This window comes from Pleomorphomonas sp. JP5, assembly GCF_023721815.1.
GTDB lineage: Bacteria > Pseudomonadota > Alphaproteobacteria > Rhizobiales > Pleomorphomonadaceae > Pleomorphomonas.
In genome coordinates this window covers 128,988-150,561 of record NZ_JAMDLI010000021.1, presented here as the reverse complement: position 1 = coordinate 150,561, position 21,574 = coordinate 128,988, and the positions used below count along the sequence as shown (strand labels likewise).

The following is a 21,574-nucleotide window of genomic DNA, read 5'->3' as shown; positions in this document are numbered from 1 at the left end:
CGACAAGGTCGACGCTGTCTGCTATCCGGTCAAGGGGAAAGGTAAGGCGGTGATGAAGGGTTTTTTGGTCGCATCGGTACGCTCCGGCGCCGGCAAGACGACGTTGTCGCTGGGGCTGATGGCAGCCCTCGCCCGGCGTGGACTGAAGGTCGCACCGGCCAAATGCGGGCCGGACTACATCGATCCGGCTTTCCATGCCGCCGCCGCCCGTCGGCCCGGCGTCAATCTCGATAGCTGGGCGATGACGCCGGCGCAGGTGGCTGGCCTCGCCGCGCATCAGGCCGAGGGCGCCGACCTGTTGGTGGCCGAGGGGCTGATGGGCCTCTTCGATGGCGTCGGCCACGAGCCCGGCCGGACCGGATCGTCGGCGGATATCGCCGCCGCCCTCGGTCTCAAGGTGCTGCTGGTGCTCGACGTGACTGGGCAATCGACCTCGGCAGCCGCCGTGGCGCTCGGCGCCAAGCTTCTCGATCCGCGTCTGACGATCGTCGGCATCGTCCTCAATCGCGTCGGGTCGGAGCGGCATCGTCGGCTCTGTACCGAAGCCGTGGAAGCACTCGGTCTCCCGGTGCTTGGCGCGTTGCCGCGCGAGACGGCCGTCGAGTTGCCGGAGCGGCATCTCGGTCTCGTCCAGGCCGAAGAAACGGATGATCTCCGCCGCCGACTCGATGCGCTCGGCGATTTCGTGGAGCGCCATGTCGAGATCGGTCGCCTGATCGAGCTGTGCGGCGACGCCGAAACGCCGATAGCCACTGCCTCCGCGCCCCTGCTCTCGCCGCCCGGCCAGCGCATCGCGCTCGCTCGCGACGCCGCCTTCAGTTTCGTCTATCCGCATCATCTCGCGGCCTGGCGGGCGGCCGGAGCGGAAATCCTGCCCTTCTCGCCACTGGCCGACGAGGGGCCGGATCCCACGGCCGACGTGTGTTGGTTGCCGGGAGGTTATCCTGAGCTCCATGCCGGCGCGATCGCAGCTGCGGATGGCTTCCTTGGCGGACTCAGGGCCTTTGCCTCGGCCAAGCCGGTGCATGGCGAATGCGGCGGCTACATGGTTCTCGGTGCCGGCCTGGTCGATGCGAGCGGCATCCGTCATGCCATGGCCAGTCTGCTCGGTCTCGAGACGAGCTATGAAAAGCGACGTCTGCATCTCGGCTATCGTCGAGCAAGGTTGTTCTCAAGCGGTCCACTCGGACCGGAGGGAGCCGTGCTCAGCGGCCATGAGTTTCACTATGCCACGATCCTGACCATCGGCTCTGACGATCCGCTTGCCGATGTTTCCGACGCTCACGGTGGCGCGCCTGGGCCGGACGGATCGCGGCGCGGCACCGTGAGCGGCAGCTTCTTTCATGCCATTGCGCGCATGGATTAAGGGTCAAGTGAAGCGTGCGGCCTCATCGATCAGCGCAGTGACGAGGCGCTCGAGCTGTGCCGTCGCCTTGTCGTTGCCAAGGTTGCCCCGTTCGTCGAAGGCCTTGTCGGCATTGGGCACGGCCACCTGTTGCGTGAGCACGCGAGCCCCCAGGGCATTTTCCAGGATCAGTCTCAAGTGCATCAGCGAGCGGATGCCCGCGAAATGGCCGGGCGACGCGGCCCCGATGGCGAACACGCGCCCGGTCCAGAGGCCGCGATAGCGGTCGTCGCGGATGCGACTCAGCCAGTCGATGGTGTTCTTGAGGAGCGGTGTAACCGACTGATTGTATTCCGGCGAGGCGATGAACACGCCATGCGACGCCATAAAGAGATCCGCGAGTTTCAGCGTTGGCTCGGGGACGCCCCGTGCGGCCTCCAGATCTCCGTCATAAAGTGGCATTGGATAGTCGGCGAGCGATATGAGCCGCACCTCGGCGTCGCGCAACGCCAGCTCGCGCGCCAGGAGGGCCGCGAGGCGGCTGTTGTAACTGCCTCCGCGCGTCGAACCGGACAGCACCAGCAAGTTTGGTCGTCTCCTCATGGACGGACCCCAACGCCTGGCGTGGGACATGAGACTCCGGTGCCCCCGAGGCCGCAATAACCGCCCGGATTCTTGGCGAGATACTGCTGGTGGTAGTCCTCGGCGAAATAATAGGGCCCGGCCGGTTCGATCGTGGTGGTGATCGCGGCCGTCCGTCCGGCTTGGTCGAGCGCCTTGGCATAGGCGTCACGGACCAACTCCGCCACGGCACGCTGCGCCTCGTCATGCACGAAGATCACCGAACGGTACTGCGTACCGACGTCGTTGCCTTGACGCATGCCCTGCGTCGGGTCGTGGCTCTCGAAGAACAGGCGGACAAGATCGGCATAGGAGATCGTACTTGGGTCGAACACCACCTCCACCGCCTCGGCATGCCCGGTGCGCCCTGAGCAGACCTCTTCATAGGTCGGATTCTCGGTGAAGCCGCCAATATAGCCAACCGACGTCCGGTAAACGCCCGGCGAGCGCCAGAACAGCCGCTCGGCGCCCCAGAAGCAGCCGAGGGCGAAGATGGCGACCGCATGTCCTTCGGGCACCGGGCCTTTCAGTGGTCGGCCATTGACGAAATGAGTCTCGGCTGTGGCGATTGGCCGGTCGCGGCCCGGCAGAGCCGTGTCGGGTGTCGGCAGGGTGGCCGGTTTCCGGAGTGATTCAAAAAAAGGCATGGTTTTCCTTGTCTCCCGGTCCTGTCGGATGCGGTTCGCCAGGGAACAGGGTTTCCAAGATGGGACCGTTGCAACTGCTTTGCAAGACGGCCGTGGCTGGCGCTCGATGACCGCTTTGCTATAACGGGCACCGAGAGGAGACCTTTACCCATGGCGTCCCGCAAGCTTGACCGGTCACTGATCCGCGGCTTCGATCTGTTCCGCGACATGACCGAAGAAAACCTGGATGCCGTTCTCGCCACGGTGCAGGTGCGCACCGTCGATCCCGGCGAGCCTGTGTTCAGCCAGGGCGCGCCGGCCGATGAGTTCTTCCTTTTGCTCAATGGCCACCTGAAGGTCGTTCAGGTGACGCCATCGGGCGAACAGGTCGTCGTGCGTCACGTGCTGCCCGGCGAGGTTTTCGGCATAGCAAAGGCCATACGCCGAACCGATTACCCGGCGACAGCCGAGGCGGTGACCGAGAGTCTCGTTCTTGTCTGGATGGCGTCGCAGTGGCAGGATTTCGTGGCGCTGAATCCCGTTCTGGCAATCAATGCGCTGGAGGCGGTGGGCGAGAGGCTGCAGGAAGCGCACACGCGCATTCGCGAACTCTCGACCGAAGAAGTGGAGCGTCGCGTCGCCCATGCGCTGCAGCGCCTCGTCCGGCGTGCCGGACGAAAGGAGCCGGACGGCAGCATTCTCATCGACTTTCCGCTGACCCGCCAGGACATCGCGGAGATGACGGGCACCACGCTGCACACGGTCAGCCGTTTGCTCAGCGCCTGGGAAGGGCAGGGAGTCGTTCGCAGTGCGCGACGTCGCATCGCCGTTACCGACGAGAGCCGGCTGGCCGCGCTCGCCCACGGCGGAAGGTCCTAGAGCCAGCCGAGACTGGCGGCGGCGATCACCGCGAGTGACAGGGCGCCGATCCATAACGGTGGCGCGAGCGAGCGACGCCGGCTCTCGTCGGATCGTTCGGTCCGGGCGGCGATTGTCTCGATGGCGTCGAAGAGACGCGGCAGGCGCGGTGCGAGGGCGAGAAGATCGCCGGCCGCCGACACCGCCGTCTCGATGCGGCCGATCGGACCGAGGTTGCGCGTTATCCAGCTGGTGACCACCGGCTCGGACACCTTCCACATGTCGAGATCGGGATCGAGGCTGCGTGCCACTCCCTCGACCACCACCATGGTCTTCTGGAGGAGGATAAGTTCCGGCCGCGTCTGCATGGCGAACAGTTCGGTCGTCTCGAACAACTGGTTGAGCAACCGCGACATGGCGATTTCCGAGGCTGGAATGCCATGAAGCGGCTCGCCGACCGCTCGAAGGGCTTGGGCGAAGGTCTCCAGCTCCTGTTCGGGCGGCACATAGCCGGCCTCGAAGTGTACCTCGGCAACCCGGCGGTAGTTTCGGGTAATGAAGCCGTGCAGGATCTCGGCGAGAAACCGGCGCTCGCGCGGACCGAGGCGCCCTACGATGCCGAAGTCGACGGCGATGATCCGTCCGGCGCTATCGACGAAGAGATTGCCTTGATGCATGTCCGCGTGGAAGAAGCCGTCGCGCAGCGCATGCCTCAGGAAGGATTGCAGCAGCGTGGCGGCGAGCTTCGGCAGATCATGGCCGGCGGCCCGGATCGCCGCGATATCCGACAGTTTGATGCCGTCGACCCATTCCATGGTGAGGACCGATCGGCTGGTCCGTCTCCAGTCGACGGTAGGCACTCGGAAATCTTCGTCATTGGCCGTGTTCTGCGCCATCTCCGATAAAGCCGCCGCTTCGAGGCGCAGGTCCATTTCCAGCGTCAGCGAGCGGGCCAGCGTGTCGACTACCGCGACGGGGCGGAGCCGGCGAACCCGGGGCGCGAGCCGCTCGATCAGCCGGGCGGCGAGGTAGAAGCCGGCGAGGTCGGAGGCGATGCGCCGGTCGATTCCTGGGCGCAGCACCTTCACGGCCATGTCGCGACGGCCATCCCGGTCGGTCACCGCTGCCTTGTGGACCTGGGCGATCGAGGCCGCCGCGATTGGTCCGCCGAGTTCGGGAAACAGTCGGGCAGCTTCCGGGCCGAAGCTTTCGTCAATGACTGCCCGGGCACCGGCAAGACCGAAGTCCGGCATGGCATCCTGCAACTCGGCAAGGTCGGTAGCGAGCGCCGCGCCGACCAAGTCGGGTCGCGTCGCGAGGAACTGGCCGAGCTTGACGTAGGATGGACCGAGCCGGGAAAAGGCGATGGACAACCGCTCCGCCCGACTGGCAGCGCCACGCCGACGGATCGCCCCGGCAAGCAGCAATGCAACGGAGACGACAAAGGGGCGCGGCTCCGGCAGAGGCAAAGCGTTGATCACTCCCTCGCGGGCGAGCACCCAGGAGGCGCGGACGAGGCGAGCGATATCGACGGGTAGCATTTTCGGGCGGTTCCTTGAGGGGGCGTCAGATCTTGACGCCGACGTGGAGCGCCACGACGCCGAGAGTCATGTTGGTATAGCCGACGCGAGAGAATCCGGCGGCCTCGATCATGGCCTTGAAGCGCTCCTGGTCAGGGAAGCGGCGGATCGACTCGACGAGATAGCGGTAGCTTTCTTCGTCTTTGGCGACGACCCGGCCGATCTTCGGCACCAGATGGAAGGAATAGAGGTCGTAGACCTTGTCGGCGACCGGCGCATCGACGTGCGAGAACTCGAGACAGAGGAAACGGCCGCCCGGCTTCAGCACCCGGAAGGCTTCGGAAAGCGCCTTGTCGATCTGGGGCACGTTCCGAATGCCGAAGGCGATCGTGTAAGCGTCGAAGCTGGCATCGGCCCAGGGCAAACTCTCTGCGTTGGCTTCGACGAACTCCATCTTGTCGAGGCCGCGCGCCCGCGCCCGGTCGCGGCCGACCTCCAGCATCGAGGAGTTGATGTCGGCGACGGTGATCTCGGCCGTGCGGTTCGACCGCTCGGCGATGCGGAAGGCGATGTCACCTGTGCCACCAGCCATGTCGAGCACCTTGAACGGACGCCGTCCCGAGCGCGGCGGGGCAAGGCGCGAGACCATGGCATCCTTCCAGAGACGGTGCAGGCCGCCCGACATAAGGTCGTTCATCAGGTCGTAGCGCCCGGCGACCGAATGGAAGACGCTGTCGACGAGGCCCTGCTTTTCGCCTGGGTTGACCTCGCGAAAACCAAAGGAAGTGCTGTTGTCCGTCATCGTCCGTCCCGTCCTGCCATAAGTCTCGCGCCAGCGGCGCGCCCGCGACCATAGCCGAAGAGAACGGCGGGCGCTATGTTGGCGGCGCGACAGGGCAATGCGTGTCAGGGAGTAAGTCCGGGAATGCCTGAACTGCCGGAAGTGGAGACGGTGCGGCGCGGCCTTCAGCCCGTGCTTGAGGGGGCGGTCATCTCGGCTGTGACGCTGGCGAGGCCGGCGCTTCGCTATCCCTTTCCGGAGCGCTTCGTGGAGCGTCTCGGCAATCGGCGGGTTCTCGGCCTCGGTCGCCGCTCGAAGTATCTTCTCTGGGAGATCGAGGGCGGCGAGACGCTGCTTGCCCATCTCGGCATGTCCGGCTCGTTCAGGATCGAAGGTCTTGGTGGGGCGGGTTCGTCCGAATCCACGCCGGGCGCCTTTGCTTTGGCCCGGTCGCGAGACGTTCGTCACGATCACGTCCGTTTCGAGCTGAAGAGTGGGGCGGTGGTTGTCTACAATGATCCCCGGCGCTTCGGCTTCATGGATCTTCTGCCGACAGCGGACCTCGAGCGGCACCCTCGCCTCGCCGGGTTGGGCATCGAGCCGACCTCCAATGTCTTCTCGGCTGCGACGCTGGCTGCCTTCGCCGAGAGACGGACGCCGCTGAAGGCGGCTCTCCTGGATCAGGCCGTCGTCACTGGTCTCGGCAACATCTATGTCTGCGAAGCACTATGGCGGGCAGGGCTCGATCCGCGCCGACCGGCTTCGGTGCTTGCCGATCCGGAGGTGGCCGACAAGCTCGCGGGCTCGATCCGTGCCGTCATCGCCGAGGCGATCGAGGCCGGTGGCTCGACCCTGCGCGATCACATGCGGACCGATGGCACGCTGGGGTACTTCCAGCACCGCTTTGCCGTCTACGACCGTGAGGGCGAGCCTTGCCGGCGGCCGGGGTGTGGCGGGGCGGTGGCGCGGATCCGGCAATCCGGGCGATCAACCTTCTTTTGTACGTCCTGCCAGCGCTGACGGCGTTGACGGCGGACGCTTCACCGTCTATAAGCCCGCCCCAAGGACGGTGGCCGGCGGTCGTCGGCCGCCTGATAGATTTATTTCGTCCGTGTGGCCGGGCTCGGCAGCCGCGGCGGCTCAACAACAAGTCCCGGCGCGGCCGGGAGAGAGAAAGGCTCTAGAATGGCCAATACGTCGTCGGCCAAGAAGGCGACCCGCAAGATCGCGGCTCGTACCGAAGTCAACAAGGCCCGTCGCAGCCGCATGCGGTCCTTCGTTCGCAAGTTCGAGGAAGCCATCGCTGCCGGCGACAAGACCGCCGCCACCGAAGCTTTCAAGGCGGTCGAGCCGGAGATCATGCGGGCGGCCACCAAGGGTATCGTTCACAAGAACACTGCTTCGCGCAAGGTGTCGCGTCTCGCTGCCCGTCTGAAGACGGTCGGCGCCTGATTCAGGACGCCTGACGGCGTTCTTGCGACTCTATTTGTGTCATGAGCATGGCTATTGGGGCCCAGCTTTGAGCTGGGCCCTTTTGCTTTTCCGGCTCGCGTGGTCAGGGTTGGTGCCCACTTTGCCCTGAGAGTCGGGTGACAGATTTTTTCGTTGTAAAACAAATAGATAGATATACGTCAGGTTCGGGCAAGGAAGAATCCGGGGGCTCGGAAACGAAAACGCGGCTAATGAATGGCAGAGCAGCCGGCGTACGACCAAAGAGGGTTTGGCGAGAAGGGTGGCCGCAAATGTTTGAATCCCCTAGCGTTCGCCGTTCACTCTTCCGGGGGCGTCCTCTCCGGTAAAAAGCAGGTTAACGACATAGGAAGATTCGGCTCTTGCTCCCCCCATGGGGCCTGTGTATGGTCAGCCCAGTTGAAGCGAGCGAGCCAATAAGTCGCTTGTGAAAACAAACTAAAGCAGGGGGCTAGCCGTCGGTAACTCATAAAGTGCGATAGCCGAGGCAAGTAGCCAGCCCAATCCAGGAAAGGTAATTCAAGTTATATGCGCATTTTGCGCATGGGTTTGTTTTGTCTTTTCTGTTTGGTCATTTCGGGGTGGTGGGGCAATCTTGGGTGCGGGGTTATTCAACGAAGATCCGGGCTATGCGGGAGACGTTGGCGTGCGCGAGACCTGGGAGGCGCTAGCCGCTGATCCCTCGGCTGTGCTGGTCGATGTTCGGACCGTGGCGGAATGGAACTTCGTCGGGCTTCCGGACCTTGAAAGCATCGGCAAGCGCGTTCTACTCATTGAGTGGCAGCGCTTTCCGGACATGGCCGTCAACCATGTCTTCGCCGACGAACTGAGGGAGGCGCTTGCCGACCTTGGTGTTGGCGCCGACGCGCCGCTCTACTTTATTTGCCGATCGGGAGCGCGCAGTCGATCTGCGGCAACTTCGGCGACGGCCGGTGGTTTCGTGCGGGCCTTCAACGTGGCAGGTGGTTTCGAGGGCGCGCTTGGCCCAGATCGGCATAGGGGCTGTGTCGATGGCTGGAAGGCAAGCGGTTTGCCCTGGATCCAGAGTTGAACCGATGTGTTGGACGGGGCGGCCGTGCGGCCGGCGTACGCGCAGATCGGGAGAGCTGTCACACTGATCACATGCTGAGTTCCGGAACCTCGGGTTCCGGTAGATGACGGGTTCCCGCCCGTCATGAGTGTTTCTGTCGGCTTTGCCGCCGACAAGAATTGAAAGATCGCTCCCCTGGGGATCGCGCTCTTTCCCTGCCGATCATTCGTCGGCGGACGCAAATGATCTCCCGGAACGTGTGTTCGGAAGATCGACGAAGGGCGCTCCTGGCGGAGGCGTCTTTCGAGTGAAAGACTGGTATAGAGTATAGGATGGAGGCCGAGAATGTTGGAAGCGGAAGCCGGCGGCGTCGCTGGAGCGGCAGTTGGTCATGCCGATGCGTGGGCGCGCGTACGTGGCCGCCTCAAGGCCGATCTCGGCGAAGAGGTGTTTTCCTGCTGGTTTGCCGGCATGAATGTCGAGCAGATTGATGGAGGCACTGTCTGGCTTTCGGTGCCGAGCCGTTTTCTCAAGACCTGGATCTCCACTCACTATCGCGACAAGCTGGCCGCTCTCTGGCAGGCTGAAGGGCCGGCTTTCAGGAAGGTCGAGGTGTCGGTGCGTTCCGCCATGCGGGCAAAGATCGAAACACCGGCTCGATTCTCGACCCCAGAGACGGCTCGTCCGACTGGAGCGCCGTCGCCGCGCGTTCCCGCTCCCGTGCGACAAGCCGCCGACGCCGCTTCCAGCCGCCTGTTCGACGACATCTCCTCCCCGCTCGATCCTCGCTACACGTTCGAGAACTTTGTCGAAGGCGCCTCCAATCGCCTGGCTCTTGCCGCAGCTCGCCAGGTCGCCGACGGTTCGGCTTCCGGCGTGAAGTTCAATCCTCTCTACATTCATTCCTCGGTCGGTCAGGGCAAGACGCACCTTCTTCAGGCGCTCACCCACCGCCTCAAGGCCGAGCACCCGGAAATGCGTGTGCTGTATCTCACGGCCGAGCATTTCATGTACCGTTTCGTACAGTCGTTGCAGACCCAGTCGGCGCTCGCCTTCAAGGAAGCGCTTCGCACCATCGACCTCCTGGTCATCGACGACATGCAGTTCCTTCATGGCAAGCAGATCCAGCAGGAGTTCTGCCATACGGTGAACACGCTGATCGACGGTGCCCGGCAGGTGATCGTCGCCGCTGACCGGCCCCCGGTCGAGCTGGAGACCATGGACGAGCGCGTTCGCTCGCGTCTCTCCGGCGGTCTGCTGATCGAGATCGGCGCGCCCGATTCGGCCTTGCGCCGGTCCATCGTCGAGCGTCGCATCGCACTCACTGCCCAGCATATGCCCGGCTTCTCCGTTCCCGACGATGTCATTGACTTCATCGTTCGCAACGTCACGACTTCGGGGCGCGACCTCGAGGGCGCGGTGACGCGCCTTGCCGGCCACAATCAGCTGACCGGCTTGACGTTGTCGCTTGCCATGGCCGAGACGACGCTGAAGGATCTCATCCGGGTGACCGATACCCGTCGCGTCAAGATCGAGGACATCCAGCGCGTCGTCTCCAAGCATTATAACGTGTCCAAGCAGGATCTCCTCTCCTCGCGCCGCACCCGCTCCATCGTTTGGCCGCGTCAGATCGCCATGTACCTGGCGAAATCGCTGACGCTGCGCTCGCTGCCGGAAATCGGCCGGCGCTTCGGCGGTCGCGATCACACCACTGTTCTGCACGCGGTGCGCAAGGTCGAGGAGTTGCTCGGCTCCGACGAGGCGTTGACGCAGGAGATCGAGGTCCTGAAGCGTATGCTCGAGGCGTGAGGCTCGGACGTTCAAAACGGCCGGAAGCGAAAAACGCCTGCGAAAACCCGCGCCGTTGACGGCATGCTGGCTTGCGGAAATCGGCAGTTGCCGTAATGTGCTCTTCCCCGCAGCCGCCCCGGCGGCGGCGGGGAGAACGGCCAAGAGCGTTCGCCGGCCTGACTGCAACAGCGGGCGGAGAGGTGGGCGCTTCGGATTGTTTACGGGAGCAGCCTATCTCGGTAGGGCAGGGTATGCCTGACCGACGGTTGCTCATCGCCAGATTCTCCGGAGGCCGCGCCGGTCGTGCCCAGCGCGACCGATCTGTGCGCGGCAGCCACGACAGACGGGTTTATCCATGCGCGTTACGCTGGAGCGGTCGCACCTCCTCGCTTCCCTTACCCACGTTCACCGTGTCGTCGAGCGTCGGAATACCATTCCGATTCTCTCGAACGTGTTGATCCGGACCGACGAAGGCCAGCTCAAGCTGAAGGCAACCGACCTCGACCTCGAGGCTCAGGAAACGGTGCCGGCTATCGTCGAACGTCCGGGCGCCACCACGGTGCCGGCGCACATGTTCTACGACATCGTGCGCAAGCTGCCCGAAGGTTCGCAGGTTTCGCTGGAGGGATCGGCCGATGGGGCCACGCTCTCCATTTCTTCCGGTCGCTCGCGCTTCTCGCTGCAGATGCTGCCGGAGAGCGATTTTCCAGACATCACCGTCGGCGAGCTCAGCCATGCCTTCACGCTCGAAGCCGGCGATCTCAAGCGGCTGATTGATCGCACCCAGTTCGCCATCTCCAACGAGGAGATCCGTTACTATCTGAACGGCATCTTCTTGCACACCGTCGATGGCCCCGATGGACCGCTGTTCCGGGCTGTTGCCACCGATGGTCACCGCCTTGCCCGCGCCGACATCGCCGCGCCGAATGGCGCCGAAGGCATGCCGGGCATCATCGTCCCCCGCAAGACGGTGGGCGAGATCCAGCGCCTCATCGAGGATCCCAAGGCCGAGCTCAAGGTCGAGCTGTCGGACGCCAAGATTCGCCTCACGGTTGGCAACGTGGTGCTGACGTCCAAGCTGATCGACGGCACTTTCCCCGACTATGGCCGGGTGATCCCTCAGGGCAACGACAAGGAGCTTCGCGTCGACAAGGCCGAGTTTGCAGAAGCCGTCGACCGCGTATCCACGATCTCCTCCGAGCGCGGTCGCGCCGTGAAGCTGGCGCTCGCCGAAGGACGCCTGATCCTCACCGTCGTCAATCCGGACTCGGGCACCGCCACCGAAGAGGTGATGGTCGACTATGCCGACACGCCGCTCGAGATCGGCTTCAATGCCCGCTATCTGCTGGACATTGCCGGGCAGCTGACGTCGGAGACGGCGGTGTTCCATCTTGCCGACGCCGGCTCGCCGACGTTGATCCAGGATGCCGGTGATGGCGCCACGCTCTACGTGCTGATGCCGATGCGGGTGTAGTCCGCCGCCGCTGGAACGCCATGACAGAATCCCGTCCGGAGGCGAAGGTGCGCGTAAGCCGCCTTCGCCTTAACGATTTCCGCAACCATGCCGACCTGTCGCTCGACTTCCCGGGACGGTCGGTGGTGCTCGTCGGCCAGAACGGCGTCGGCAAGACCAATGTTCTCGAAGCCCTTTCGTTGCTTTCCCCCGGCCGCGGTTTTCGGCGGGCGACGCTGGCCGACATGGCGCGACTTGGCGGCCCCGGAGGTTTTTCCGTGCTGGCCGATGTCGAAGGGCCTTATGGAGCGGTGCGGATTGGAACAGGATCGGTGCCCGACGAGCCGGGGCGACGGCTGCTTGTCGACGGCGAACCGCAGAAGGGTAGCGAGCGGCTATCCGATCATCTGCGTCTGATCTGGCTTATTCCGTCTATGGACGGGCTTTTTACCGGTCCGGCAGGCGATCGCCGCCGCTTTCTCGATCGCCTGGTGCTGGCGGTCGATCCAGCACATGGCCGGCGTGTGTCGGCCTACGAACAGGCCGTTGCCTCCCGCAATCGCCTGCTCGAGGGGCGCGATACCGATCCCGCCTGGCTCGACGCCGTTGAAACCGAGATTGCCGCAACTGGGGTTGCCGTTGCGGCGGCGCGGCGCGAGACGGTGCATTGCCTTGCACGGCTCATCACGACGCGCCCGGATGGCGATGACGCGTTCCCCCGCGCAATCGTCCAGCTGACGGGTGACGTTGACGCGGCGCTTGATGGCGTGGCGGCGGCCGACGTCGAGGACTGGCTGAGAGCCGACCTCCGGGCTGGCCGTTCCCGAGATCGTGCTGCTGGTCGCACGCTGGTCGGCCCGCATCGCTCAGACCTCTCGGTTCGCCATGCCGAGAAGGACATGCCGGCTTCGGCTTCCTCGACGGGCGAACAGAAAGCGCTGCTGACCGGTCTCGTGCTTGCGCAAGCGGCGCTGGTCACCGAGCTGACCGGCAGCCCGCCGGTGTTGCTGCTCGATGAAGTGGCCGCTCACCTCGACGCCCGTCGGCGCCGGGCGCTGGTCGATCTGATTGCCGCGCTTGGTGTTCAGGCCTTCATGACAGGGACCGACGCCGCCCCGTTCGAGGCCTTTGCCGGCGAAACTGAAATCATCACGATTCCAGACCCCGGCGAGCCGGATTTCCGGGAATTTTGAGCCTGATTCGCCCCATTTCCACCCGATTGCCGGGCCATGGTGCGGCCACCATCGCCCCTGTGGACTAAATGCTCCTAGAGGCGATTGAAAAATAAAGGATTTCAGCCCCGCGCCCTGGGTGGTTGAAGCCATCCCCGCCAGCCTTTATGAGAACACAGGCGGGATGTTCCCGAGACGAGAAACGAAGGCCTCCATGACCGACACCACAGCCTACGACCCCGACGACTACGGCGCCGAATCCATCAAGGTGCTGAAGGGGCTCGACGCGGTGCGCAAACGCCCCGGCATGTATATCGGCGATACCGACGATGGCTCCGGTCTCCATCACATGGTCTACGAGGTGGTGGACAACGCCATCGACGAGGCGCTGGCCGGTCATGCCGACGTGGTGAAGGTTCGCCTCAACGCCGACGGGTCCTGCACCGTACGCGACAATGGCCGTGGCATCCCCACCGACATCCACAGGGAAGAGGGCGTATCGGCGGCCGAGGTCATCATGACCCAGCTGCATGCCGGCGGAAAGTTCGACCAGAACTCCTACAAGGTCTCAGGCGGATTGCATGGCGTCGGCGTATCGGTGGTCAACGCGCTGTCTGTTTGGTTGAAACTCAGGATCTGGCGCCATGACCATGTGCACGAGATGAGCTTTTCCAACGGTGTGCCGGATGGTCCGCTCACCGTGACTGGCGATTCCGTTGGCGAAAAGGGCACTGAGGTGACCTTTATGCCGAGCCACGAGACCTTCAAGGGCGTCACCGACTTCGATTTCGCGACGTTGGAACGGCGCCTGCGCGAGTTGGCCTTCCTGAATTCCGGCGTTCGTATCGTCCTCGAGGACAATCGTGGCGTCGAGCCGCGCTCTGAGGTGCTTCATTACGAGGGCGGGCTTGAAGCCTTCGTCCGCTATCTCGACCGTTCGAAGAAGCCGGCAATCGCCAAGCCGATTCTGGTCTCGACCGAAAAGGACGGGATCACCGTCGAGGTCGCCTTGTGGTGGAACGACAGCTACCACGAGAATGTCCTCTGCTTCACCAACAACATTCCCCAACGCGACGGCGGCACCCATCTTGCCGGTTTCCGTGCCGCGCTGACCCGCCAGGTGACCAGCTACGCCGAGAGCGCCGGCATCTCCAAGCGCGAGAAGGTGACGCTAACCGGTGACGATTGCCGCGAAGGCCTCACCTGCGTGCTGTCGGTGAAGGTGCCCGATCCGAAATTCTCCAGCCAAACCAAGGACAAGTTGGTGTCCTCGGAAGTGCGCCCGGTTGTCGAAGGCGCTCTCAATGAAGCCTTTTCGACCTGGTTTGAGGAACATCCCGCCGAGGCGCGAACGGTGGTCGGCAAGGTGGTCGAAGCCGCAGCGGCCCGCGAGGCGGCGCGCAAGGCTCGCGAGCTGACACGCCGCAAGGGCGCTCTCGACATGGCGTCCCTCCCCGGCAAGCTCGCCGAATGCCAGGATCGCGATCCCGCCAACACCGAGCTGTTCCTCGTCGAGGGTGACTCGGCCGGTGGCTCGGCCAAGCAGGGTCGCAACCGCGAGTTCCAGGCGGTGCTTCCGCTGAGGGGCAAGATCCTTAATGTGGAGCGTGCGCGCTTCGACAAGATGCTGTCGTCGGCCGAAATCGGTACGCTGATCACCGCACTTGGCACGTCGATCGGCACGGACGAGTTCGATCCGAACAAGCTGCGCTATCACAAGATCATCATCATGACCGACGCCGATGTCGACGGCGCCCACATTCGCACGCTGCTGCTGACGTTCTTCTTCCGGCAGATGCCGGCGTTGATCGAACGCGGCCACGTCTACATCGCTCAGCCGCCGCTCTACAAGGTGACGCGCGGCAAGTCCGAACAGTATCTGAAGGACGAGCGGGCGCTTGAGGACTTTCTGGTGACCCAGGGTCTCGACGAGGCGGTCCTGAGGTTGGCCGACGGCGAGGCCAGCGCCGGACAAGACCTTCGTGCCATCGTCGACCGGGCGCGATCGGTGCGCAGTCTCATTGAAGGGCTGCACCATCGCTACAGTCATGACGTTGTCGAGCAGGCGGCAATCGCCGGCGCCCTCGACGCCAGGCTGATCGACGATCACGCGGCGGCTCAGGAGGCTGCCGACAAGGTTGCGGCTCGCCTGGACGTGATCGCCGACGAGTTCGAGAAGGGCTGGACGGGTGAGGCGACGCCCGATGGCAGCCTCGTCTTCCGCCGCGTCGTGCGCGGCGTCACCGAGACCAGCATCATCGACGCTGCCCTGTTGTCGTCGGCCGACGCGCGTAAACTCACCGCTCATCGTGAACATCTTGCCGCCACCTACGGCTCGGCCGCCGTTCTCCGGCGTCGAGAAAACGAAATCACGGTGCGTGGTCCACGTACGTTGCTCGATGCCGTCTACGCCGCTGGCCGCAAGGGCATTGCCATGCAGCGCTACAAGGGCCTTGGCGAGATGAATGCCGAGCAACTCTGGGAGACGACGCTCGACCCCAACGCCCGGTCGTTGCTGCGCGTGCACGTCAGCGAAGCGATCGAAGCCGACGACATCTTCGAACGATTGATGGGCGACGAGGTCGAGCCGCGTCGCGAGTTCATCCAGGCCAACGCGCTTTCGGTCGCCAATCTCGACGTTTGACGTCGATCCCGCTTGGCCAAATCTTGGCGTATGACAGTTGAGTGGACCTTGGCTGCCCCTCCGGGCTGCCAGGGTAGCTCGGTCGATCGCCTATGTCCGATCATGGCTCTCCGGCCGGATGGGGTCTTCGGAACAACAGTCGGTTTCGGTCGGGAAGATGGCGGGCGAACAGAAAACCGGCCTTCTCCAGAACTCGCTTTGAGCCTCCGTTATCCGGGTGGGCCATCGCCCAGACCTCGCGAAGCCTAAGTTGCCGATCCGCCACGCCCAATGCGGCGCGGACGAGCTCGGAAGCATAGCCGTTTCCCCAGGCTTCAGGCCGGAAAAAGTACCCTACCTCGAAACCCCACCCCGGATCGAAAGGGTCTTCGTACAAGCCACCCCATCCTATGACGCGGGCATCCTCGCGACGCGCCACCACCCATGGCGCACAACCATCGCGTCGTCTTCGCCACTCATGGACCATCACCCGCCGTCGACAGTCCCGCAGGGTTTCGTCGCGGTGGGTATAGTGCATTGCCGTGCGATCTCCGAGGAACTCAAAAAGCTCCGGAACGTCCGCGCGCCGCGAGGGACGCAGGATCAGTCTTTCGGTTTCGAGCACGATCGCATGACCTCGCTATGCCACGGTTCGATGTACCGTCTCGGGTGTACTCGGATCCGTCAAGCGACATCAGCCAGTGAATGTCCGCCAGCGGCGCGGGATACGAGCTACGGCGAGAGCCGGTGGTGATCTTCACGAGGGCGTAGGCGAACAATGGTTGCGCGATGTGAAGCTGGTCGGGCCTTCGAGGTGGTCCTTCAGGCCGGGCTGGTCTTCGGCGTGGCCTCTTCCTTCTGCGGGCGAGCGGGGCCACGGGGCACCCAGACCGCCGATGACGCATCGCCATAGGGTCGTGCCCGGCCGTCGAGCACCATGGCGCCGACAAAGGCGGCGACGACGGCGTCGAGACGATCCTCGAAGGCCTTGAGGCTTCGGCCGCGTGCGCCCTCCGGCGGGAGGGGAAGGGCGATGGCGCTGCCGATCAAAACTTCGTCGAGGGCTGCGACGATACTCTTCCAAACCTCGTAAAGGCGGGCGCGGCGTTCGATGAGCGGCAAGTCTCTCCAGTATTTGCCAGTGTTGCCGGCTTTGTAGGGGAGACGATAGGCGGCGCCGAGGAGCTCGATCAGCGCCGGATGCGGATAGATCTCCACGCGGCATGGCGGGCGGACATCAAGGGTGGCGAGCGGGTAGCCGGCGGCGGAAAGTCCGGCCTCCAGGGCGCGTCCGACCTCTCCGGGGCGATCCAGAGTTGGCGAATGGGTGCCGGCGCCTCGGCCCGAATAGGCTCGGTTGATGGCATTGTCGGCAGTTCGGCGTGCGATGATCGGAGTGTCCATCATCGGCATGTCTACTGTGACGAGATCGGGCGCTTTGCCGGCCAGATGGCGAGCGGTCGCGATCAGGGCCGCCGGTCCGGTCCCCATGCCACCGTCGGCCAAGCCGACGAACTCTTCGGCTGAGGCTGCCGCGGCGATCAGATGCCAGGTCGAACCGGTCTGGCCGACAAGGGCGATGCCGCTGGGGTTGACCGCGGTCCAAGCCGCGTCAATGCCGAGTACGACTTTCTCAGATGGTAAAACCGACATGGCTCTTTGTCGGGCGCGGCGAACGGCGGGCACCGGCCAGCATCAGAAAGATGCCGGAAATGCCGGCAACAGCGAGGGTCGGCCAGGCGAGCACAACGGAGCCCCATTCGGCCCAGGTCGCCTCTCCGACGAGAGGCTTTAGCGCCGTCTCTACCTGATCGACGAAATCCGGCGCGATGAGAGACAGGCTTTCGGACAAAGGTGTCATGACCACCGCGTCGGCAGCGATCGACGAAATGCCATCGGAAATCAGCGCCACAACGCCAATGGCAAACAGCACAAGGCCAAAAACACGCGCAACGAATGACAACATACGACGTGGTCCCCCGAACACGAGGAGCATCTTGCGGCTTCCGCGTCTTCCATGCAACGACGACCATGAGTATTTATTTCTATTTTGAAGTTTCTTCAGCCTCCGGTTCCCCTCCGGGGCGGGGGCAGCTATCATCTGCCGCCATGAAGAGAATCACGCTGGGAGCCACGGCGCCTTCTCTTCGTTCCTTGGGAGCCTCACCTGATGCGCATCACCGCCGCCGCCTCCGTCGTTTCTGTCCTCGCACTTGCTGCCTGCGGCAGCTACGCACCGCCTCCGCCGCGCATCGCTCCGCTGGCACCGCAGCCCGTCAATCCCGTAGCGAGCCAGGCTCTGCCGGCACCGGTTGCTCCGGTTATGTCGCAGCCGACGGCAGATGTCGCCATGGCCGCGCCGACCGTCAATCCAGCTGCCGCTACCGAGGTACGCAAGGCCGATCTGATCGGTGGCTGGACGCTGGCCTCGGCCGGCGAAACCTGCCAGCTGTCCATGAATCTGACCACCTGGAGCGGCGGCTACCGCGCGTCGACTCGTGGGTGCGTGTCCGACGAGTTGAAGGCCATTGGCGCCTGGGACGTCGCTGGCAAGGAAATCCTGCTGAAGGATGCGTCCGGCGCTGTCGTCGCTCGTCTCTATACCGCAGCTCCCAATCGCTACTCCGGTCTGACCGACGTCAGCAAGCGCGGCGTACAGTTCTTCCGCGGCTGATAGCCCGAATGGTGGCGGACGGACCGGTCGGCCAAATCGCCCATTGGCTCGATGGGGAGGTTGCTGCTGGCCGGTTGGCGGCCGACTCCGCGCAACGGCAGGCCGCCATAGCCTTCGATCGACTGCTCAAGCGGTTCGGTACGCCGCGCCCGCGCCGTCGTCTACTCGGTCTCATTCCGGTGGGAGCGGCGCCGACAGTGCGTGGTCTGTACGTCTGGGGCGGTGTGGGGCGTGGCAAGACGCTTCTGATGGACCGCTTCCACGAGGTGGCGCCGGTCGGCAGGAAGCGACGGCAGCATTTTCACGCCTTCATGGCCGACATGCACGAGGCCATCGCCACGGCGAGGCGAGCCATGGCGGCCGGCGACCAGCGGGATCCCGTCGAGATCGTGGCGCGGTCCCTCGCGAACGAGGTGGAACTCCTCTGTTTTGACGAGTTCTCGGTGACGGATATTGCCGACGCCATGCTTCTCGGCCGCCTGTTCGGCCGGCTCTTCGATCTTGGCTTGACCCTGGTCGCGACCTCCAATGTCGCCCCCGATCGTCTCTACTGGAACGGTCTCAATCGCCAGAGTTTCCTTCCTTTCGTGGGCATCCTGAAAGAGCATTGCGAGATCGTCCACCTCCGGGACGGCGTCGATCATCGGCTTGAGGGACTTTCGGCGGCCGATGTCTATCTTTCCCCCCTAGGGGCGGCCACGGACGCTGCCGCCGAACGCCTGTGGCTGGACCTGTCGGCCGGCGGTGAGGCCGGATGCGATCTGCGCGTCAAGGGGCGGCTCGTTCATGTGCGGCGCGCCGCCGACCGCCGCGCCCGCTTCACCTTCGTGGAGCTTTGTGATCAGCCGCTCGGCGCCGCCGACTATCGCGCGATCGCCCGTCATTTCGAACTTGTCATGGTGACCGGCGTGCCCCGCATCGCCCCTGGCGAGCGCAACAAGGCCAAGCGTTTCATCACCCTGGTCGATGTGCTTTATGATGCAGGCCGTGCGCTCGTGCTGACGGCCGATGGCGAACCGGCAGATCTCTACATGGCGAAGGAGGGAAACGAAGCCTTCGAGTTCGCGCGCACGGCCTCGCGGCTTGTCGAGATGCGCACCGAAACGTGGCTGCGTCGCGCGGCCAATCCACCCGTCAAACATTCACCCCAAGGTAGCATGACGCAAGCGTCACCTACCGCATGAAGAAGTAGGTCGGCAAACTGGTATCGTCTTCGTGAAAAGTTGACTTTCCCCGATAGTCTCGCTTGCACGCGACTGACGATCATTGTAATTCCATGCCGATCGATTTCGATCTAACTAACCTTTACGTAAAGGGAAAGGTAATAATCAATGGCGCGGAAAAAGATCGCACTCGTTGGTGCTGGCCAGATCGGCGGCACTCTGGCCCTGCTGGCCGGTCAGAAGGAGCTTGGCGATGTCGTTCTGTTCGACATCATGGACGGCGTGCCGCAGGGCAAGGCTCTGGATCTGGCGGAAACCGCTCCTGTCGAGGGCTTCAATGCCAAGCTCTCCGGCACCAATAGCTATGAGGCGCTCGAAGGCGCCGACGTGGTGATCGTCACCGCCGGCGTGCCGCGCAAGCCCGGCATGAGCCGCGACGACCTTCTCGGCATCAATCTCAAGGTCATGGAGCAGGTCGGCGCCGGTATCGCCAAGTATGCTCCGAAGGCCTTCGTGATCTGCATCACCAACCCGCTCGACGCCATGGTCTGGGCGCTGCAGAAGTTCTCCGGTCTGCCGGCCCACATGGTCGTCGGCATGGCTGGCGTGCTCGACTCGGCCCGCTTCCGCTATTTCCTGTCGGACGAATTCGGCGTTTCGGTTGAAGACGTCCATGCCATGACCCTCGGTGGCCACGGCGACGACATGGTTCCGCTGATCCGCTATTCGACCGTTGGCGGCGTGCCGCTTCCGGAGCTGGTGAAGATGGGCTGGACCACCCAGGAGAAGCTGGACGCCATCGTCGAGCGCACGCGCAAGGGGGGCGGCGAGATCGTCGCTCTTCTGAAGACCGGTTCGGCCTTCTACGCGCCGGCCGCTTCGGCCATCTCCATGGCCGAGTCCTACCTCAAGGACAAGAAGCGCATCCTGCCGGTTGCCGCCTATCTCAAGGGCGAATTCGGCGTGACCGAGACCTATGTCGGCGTGCCCGCCATGATCGGTGCCGGTGGCGTCGAGAAGATCGTCGACCTCGAACTGTCGTCCGAGGAGAAGGCCGGCTTCGAGAAGTCGGTTGCCTCGGTCAAGGGTCTGATCGAAGCGTGCAAGACCATCGCTCCCGCGCTGGCTTGATCGTCTGAAAACATGGGCCGGGCCGCCAGACGGCGACCCGGCCTTTTCGTCTCCGGCGAATCCATCCGCATTTTCACTCAGATAGCCCTCTCACTCCTCAGCCAAGGACTTCCGGATGAACATCCACGAATACCAGGCCAAGGCCCTGCTCAAGGGGTTCGGCGCGCCCGTCGCCGCTGGCGTGCCTATCTTTTCCGCCGACGAGGCGGAGACGGCTGCCCGGTCTCTCCCTGGTCCGCTCTGGGTCGTGAAAAGCCAGATTCATGCCGGCGGTCGAGGCAAGGGCCGGTTCAAGGAAGCGTCCGCCGGCGACAAGGGCGGTGTCCGCCTGGCCCGGTCGGTGGATGAGGTTGTGGGATTTGCGCGCGAGATGCTGGGCGCGACGCTGGTTACCAAGCAGACCGGCCCGGCCGGCAAGCAGGTGAACCGGCTCTACATCGAGGATGGCGCCGACATCGCCCGCGAGCTCTACTGCTCGCTGTTGGTCGATCGTGCGGTCGGTCGCATCGCCTTCGTCGTTTCCACCGAGGGCGGCATGGACATCGAGACCGTCGCTCATGATACGCCGGAGAAGATCGTCACCGTCGCCATCGATCCGGAAGCCGGCGTGACGTCCGCCGACGTTGCGGCCATCGTCGCCGCTCTGAAGCTGGAGGGCGCTGCGGTCAAGGACGCCGAGACCCTGTTCCCGCTGCTATACCGGGCCTTCGTCGACAAGGACATGAGCCTTCTCGAGATCAATCCGCTGATCGTCCTGAAGGACGGTCATCTTCGTCTGCTCGACGCCAAGGTGTCTTTCGACGGCAACGCGCTGTTCCGTCATCCGGACGTCGAGGCGCTGCGCGACCTCACCGAGGAAGACGAGAAGGAGATCGAGGCTCACAAGCACGATCTCGCCTACGTGGCGCTCTCCGGCAACATCGGCTGCATGGTCAACGGCGCCGGTCTTGCCATGGCCACCATGGACATCATCAAGCTCTACGGCGCAGAGCCCGCCAACTTCCTGGATGTCGGCGGCGGTGCATCGCGAGAGAAAGTGACCGCTGCCTTCAAGATCATCACCGCCGATCCGGCCGTGAAGGGCATCCTGATCAACATCTTCGGCGGCATCATGAAGTGTGACGTCATCGCCGAAGGCGTCATCGCCGCCGTGCGCGAGGTTGGGCTGAAGGTGCCTCTGGTTGTCCGTCTTGAGGGAACGAACGTCGCCCTCGGCAAGAAGATCATCGCCGACAGCGGTCTCGACGTCATCGCCGCCGACGACCTCGACGATGCCGCCCGCAAGATCGTCGCCGCCGTGAAGGGAGCCTGACGCG

At 64.1% G+C, this 21,574-nt stretch carries 20 protein-coding genes; 13 read left to right on the top strand and 7 right to left on the bottom strand.

Annotation, left to right across the window (positions count from 1 at the left end; all coding sequences use genetic code 11):
• The first annotated feature begins 52 nt into the window (after positions 1-52).
• On the top strand, positions 53-1,366 hold the full coding sequence (locus tag M4J40_RS18615; protein WP_251755911.1) for a cobyrinate a,c-diamide synthase: 1,314 nt from the start codon (positions 53-55) through the stop codon (positions 1,364-1,366).
• A gap of 3 nt (positions 1,367-1,369) precedes the next feature.
• Here M4J40_RS18615 and M4J40_RS18610 read toward each other — a convergent pair whose 3' ends face one another.
• Positions 1,370-1,948, bottom strand: a complete 579-nt coding sequence (locus M4J40_RS18610; RefSeq protein ID WP_251755910.1) for an NADPH-dependent FMN reductase — start codon at positions 1,946-1,948, stop codon at positions 1,370-1,372.
• Positions 1,945-2,613, bottom strand: a complete 669-nt coding sequence (msrA, locus tag M4J40_RS18605) for a peptide-methionine (S)-S-oxide reductase MsrA (protein ID WP_251755909.1) — start codon at positions 2,611-2,613, stop codon at positions 1,945-1,947. The genes M4J40_RS18610 and msrA overlap by 4 nt, the downstream gene beginning before the upstream one ends.
• 150 nt (positions 2,614-2,763) lie before the next feature.
• Between msrA and M4J40_RS18600 the strand changes: the two genes are divergently transcribed.
• On the top strand, positions 2,764-3,471 hold the full coding sequence (locus M4J40_RS18600; RefSeq protein WP_251755908.1) for a Crp/Fnr family transcriptional regulator: 708 nt from the start codon (positions 2,764-2,766) through the stop codon (positions 3,469-3,471).
• Here the strand turns inward: M4J40_RS18600 and ubiB are convergent.
• Positions 3,468-4,991: a 2-polyprenylphenol 6-hydroxylase gene (gene ubiB / locus M4J40_RS18595; RefSeq protein WP_251755907.1), complete on the bottom strand. Its 1,524-nt coding sequence runs from the start codon at positions 4,989-4,991 to the stop codon at positions 3,468-3,470. The two genes, M4J40_RS18600 and ubiB, sit on opposite strands and share 4 nt — an antisense overlap.
• Before the next feature lie 25 nt (positions 4,992-5,016).
• Positions 5,017-5,772, bottom strand: a complete 756-nt coding sequence (ubiE, locus tag M4J40_RS18590; protein WP_251755906.1) for a bifunctional demethylmenaquinone methyltransferase/2-methoxy-6-polyprenyl-1,4-benzoquinol methylase UbiE — start codon at positions 5,770-5,772, stop codon at positions 5,017-5,019.
• A 123-nt stretch (positions 5,773-5,895) separates the two neighbouring features.
• Here ubiE and mutM point away from each other — a divergent pair, with 123 nt between their 5' ends.
• The 7 genes from mutM (at position 5,896) to gyrB (ending at position 15,311) form a co-directional block, all read left to right on the top strand.
• Complete coding sequence (mutM, locus tag M4J40_RS18585) at positions 5,896-6,771, top strand: bifunctional DNA-formamidopyrimidine glycosylase/DNA-(apurinic or apyrimidinic site) lyase (protein WP_251755905.1); 876 nt, start codon at positions 5,896-5,898, stop codon at positions 6,769-6,771.
• Positions 6,772-6,936: 165 nt separating this feature from the next.
• A complete protein-coding gene (gene rpsT / locus M4J40_RS18580; protein ID WP_251755904.1) occupies positions 6,937-7,203 on the top strand; it encodes a 30S ribosomal protein S20 in 267 nt (88 codons plus the stop codon).
• Between the two features lie 664 nt (positions 7,204-7,867).
• Positions 7,868-8,272, top strand: coding sequence for a rhodanese-like domain-containing protein (locus M4J40_RS18575; protein WP_251755903.1), 405 nt, complete (start codon positions 7,868-7,870; stop codon positions 8,270-8,272).
• 324 nt (positions 8,273-8,596) lie between these two features.
• Entirely contained in the window at positions 8,597-10,060 is a 1,464-nt protein-coding gene (dnaA, locus tag M4J40_RS18570) for a chromosomal replication initiator protein DnaA (protein ID WP_251755902.1), read from the top strand.
• Between the two features lie 337 nt (positions 10,061-10,397).
• Complete coding sequence (gene dnaN / locus M4J40_RS18565; protein ID WP_251755901.1) at positions 10,398-11,516, top strand: DNA polymerase III subunit beta; 1,119 nt, start codon at positions 10,398-10,400, stop codon at positions 11,514-11,516.
• A gap of 20 nt (positions 11,517-11,536) precedes the next feature.
• The gene (recF, locus tag M4J40_RS18560; protein WP_251755900.1) at positions 11,537-12,688 is read left to right on the top strand and encodes a DNA replication/repair protein RecF; all 1,152 of its coding nucleotides are present in this window, start codon (positions 11,537-11,539) and stop codon (positions 12,686-12,688) included.
• A gap of 193 nt (positions 12,689-12,881) precedes the next feature.
• Entirely contained in the window at positions 12,882-15,311 is a 2,430-nt protein-coding gene (gene gyrB / locus M4J40_RS18555; protein ID WP_251755899.1) for a DNA topoisomerase (ATP-hydrolyzing) subunit B, read from the top strand.
• 100 nt (positions 15,312-15,411) lie between these two features.
• On the opposite strand, the gene M4J40_RS18550 is transcribed toward gyrB, so the two are convergent.
• From M4J40_RS18550 to M4J40_RS18540, 3 genes are all read right to left on the bottom strand, one after another.
• A complete protein-coding gene (locus tag M4J40_RS18550) occupies positions 15,412-15,915 on the bottom strand; it encodes a GNAT family N-acetyltransferase (protein ID WP_251755898.1) in 504 nt (167 codons plus the stop codon).
• 197 nt (positions 15,916-16,112) lie between these two features.
• A complete protein-coding gene (locus M4J40_RS18545) occupies positions 16,113-16,943 on the bottom strand; it encodes a DUF429 domain-containing protein (protein WP_251755897.1) in 831 nt (276 codons plus the stop codon).
• On the bottom strand, positions 16,924-17,256 hold the full coding sequence (locus M4J40_RS18540; protein WP_251755896.1) for a hypothetical protein: 333 nt from the start codon (positions 17,254-17,256) through the stop codon (positions 16,924-16,926). The genes M4J40_RS18545 and M4J40_RS18540 overlap by 20 nt, the downstream gene beginning before the upstream one ends.
• Positions 17,257-17,460: 204 nt before the next feature.
• On the opposite strand from M4J40_RS18540, the gene M4J40_RS18535 reads away from it, so the two are divergent.
• From M4J40_RS18535 to sucC, 4 genes are all read left to right on the top strand, one after another.
• Entirely contained in the window at positions 17,461-17,964 is a 504-nt protein-coding gene (locus tag M4J40_RS18535) for a protease inhibitor Inh/omp19 family protein (RefSeq protein WP_251755895.1), read from the top strand.
• A gap of 8 nt (positions 17,965-17,972) precedes the next feature.
• On the top strand, positions 17,973-19,148 hold the full coding sequence (zapE, locus tag M4J40_RS18530) for a cell division protein ZapE (protein WP_251755894.1): 1,176 nt from the start codon (positions 17,973-17,975) through the stop codon (positions 19,146-19,148).
• A 147-nt stretch (positions 19,149-19,295) separates the two neighbouring features.
• Complete coding sequence (gene mdh / locus M4J40_RS18525) at positions 19,296-20,258, top strand: malate dehydrogenase (protein WP_251755893.1); 963 nt, start codon at positions 19,296-19,298, stop codon at positions 20,256-20,258.
• A gap of 115 nt (positions 20,259-20,373) precedes the next feature.
• Positions 20,374-21,570, top strand: a complete 1,197-nt coding sequence (gene sucC, locus M4J40_RS18520; protein ID WP_251755892.1) for an ADP-forming succinate--CoA ligase subunit beta — start codon at positions 20,374-20,376, stop codon at positions 21,568-21,570.
• The last annotated feature ends 4 nt before the right edge of the window (positions 21,571-21,574 follow it).

Bases quoted from the DNA above. Each gene is read 5' to 3' on its own strand.
- M4J40_RS18615 (WP_251755911.1), top strand. From the start codon at position 53: ATGAAGGGTTTTTTGGTCGCATCGGTACGCTCCGGCGCCGGCAAGACG.
- M4J40_RS18610 (WP_251755910.1), bottom strand. From the start codon at position 1,948: ATGAGGAGACGACCAAACTTGCTGGTGCTGTCCGGTTCGACGCGCGGA.
- msrA (WP_251755909.1), bottom strand. From the start codon at position 2,613: ATGCCTTTTTTTGAATCACTCCGGAAACCGGCCACCCTGCCGACACCC.
- M4J40_RS18600 (WP_251755908.1), top strand. From the start codon at position 2,764: ATGGCGTCCCGCAAGCTTGACCGGTCACTGATCCGCGGCTTCGATCTG.
- ubiB (WP_251755907.1), bottom strand. From the start codon at position 4,991: ATGCTACCCGTCGATATCGCTCGCCTCGTCCGCGCCTCCTGGGTGCTC.
- ubiE (WP_251755906.1), bottom strand. From the start codon at position 5,772: ATGACGGACAACAGCACTTCCTTTGGTTTTCGCGAGGTCAACCCAGGC.
- mutM (WP_251755905.1), top strand. From the start codon at position 5,896: ATGCCTGAACTGCCGGAAGTGGAGACGGTGCGGCGCGGCCTTCAGCCC.
- rpsT (WP_251755904.1), top strand. From the start codon at position 6,937: ATGGCCAATACGTCGTCGGCCAAGAAGGCGACCCGCAAGATCGCGGCT.
- dnaA (WP_251755902.1), top strand. From the start codon at position 8,597: ATGTTGGAAGCGGAAGCCGGCGGCGTCGCTGGAGCGGCAGTTGGTCAT.
- dnaN (WP_251755901.1), top strand. From the start codon at position 10,398: ATGCGCGTTACGCTGGAGCGGTCGCACCTCCTCGCTTCCCTTACCCAC.
- recF (WP_251755900.1), top strand. From the start codon at position 11,537: ATGACAGAATCCCGTCCGGAGGCGAAGGTGCGCGTAAGCCGCCTTCGC.
- gyrB (WP_251755899.1), top strand. From the start codon at position 12,882: ATGACCGACACCACAGCCTACGACCCCGACGACTACGGCGCCGAATCC.
- M4J40_RS18545 (WP_251755897.1), bottom strand. From the start codon at position 16,943: ATGTCGGTTTTACCATCTGAGAAAGTCGTACTCGGCATTGACGCGGCT.
- M4J40_RS18540 (WP_251755896.1), bottom strand. From the start codon at position 17,256: ATGTTGTCATTCGTTGCGCGTGTTTTTGGCCTTGTGCTGTTTGCCATT.
- M4J40_RS18535 (WP_251755895.1), top strand. From the start codon at position 17,461: ATGCGCATCACCGCCGCCGCCTCCGTCGTTTCTGTCCTCGCACTTGCT.
- zapE (WP_251755894.1), top strand. From the start codon at position 17,973: ATGGTGGCGGACGGACCGGTCGGCCAAATCGCCCATTGGCTCGATGGG.
- mdh (WP_251755893.1), top strand. From the start codon at position 19,296: ATGGCGCGGAAAAAGATCGCACTCGTTGGTGCTGGCCAGATCGGCGGC.
- sucC (WP_251755892.1), top strand. From the start codon at position 20,374: ATGAACATCCACGAATACCAGGCCAAGGCCCTGCTCAAGGGGTTCGGC.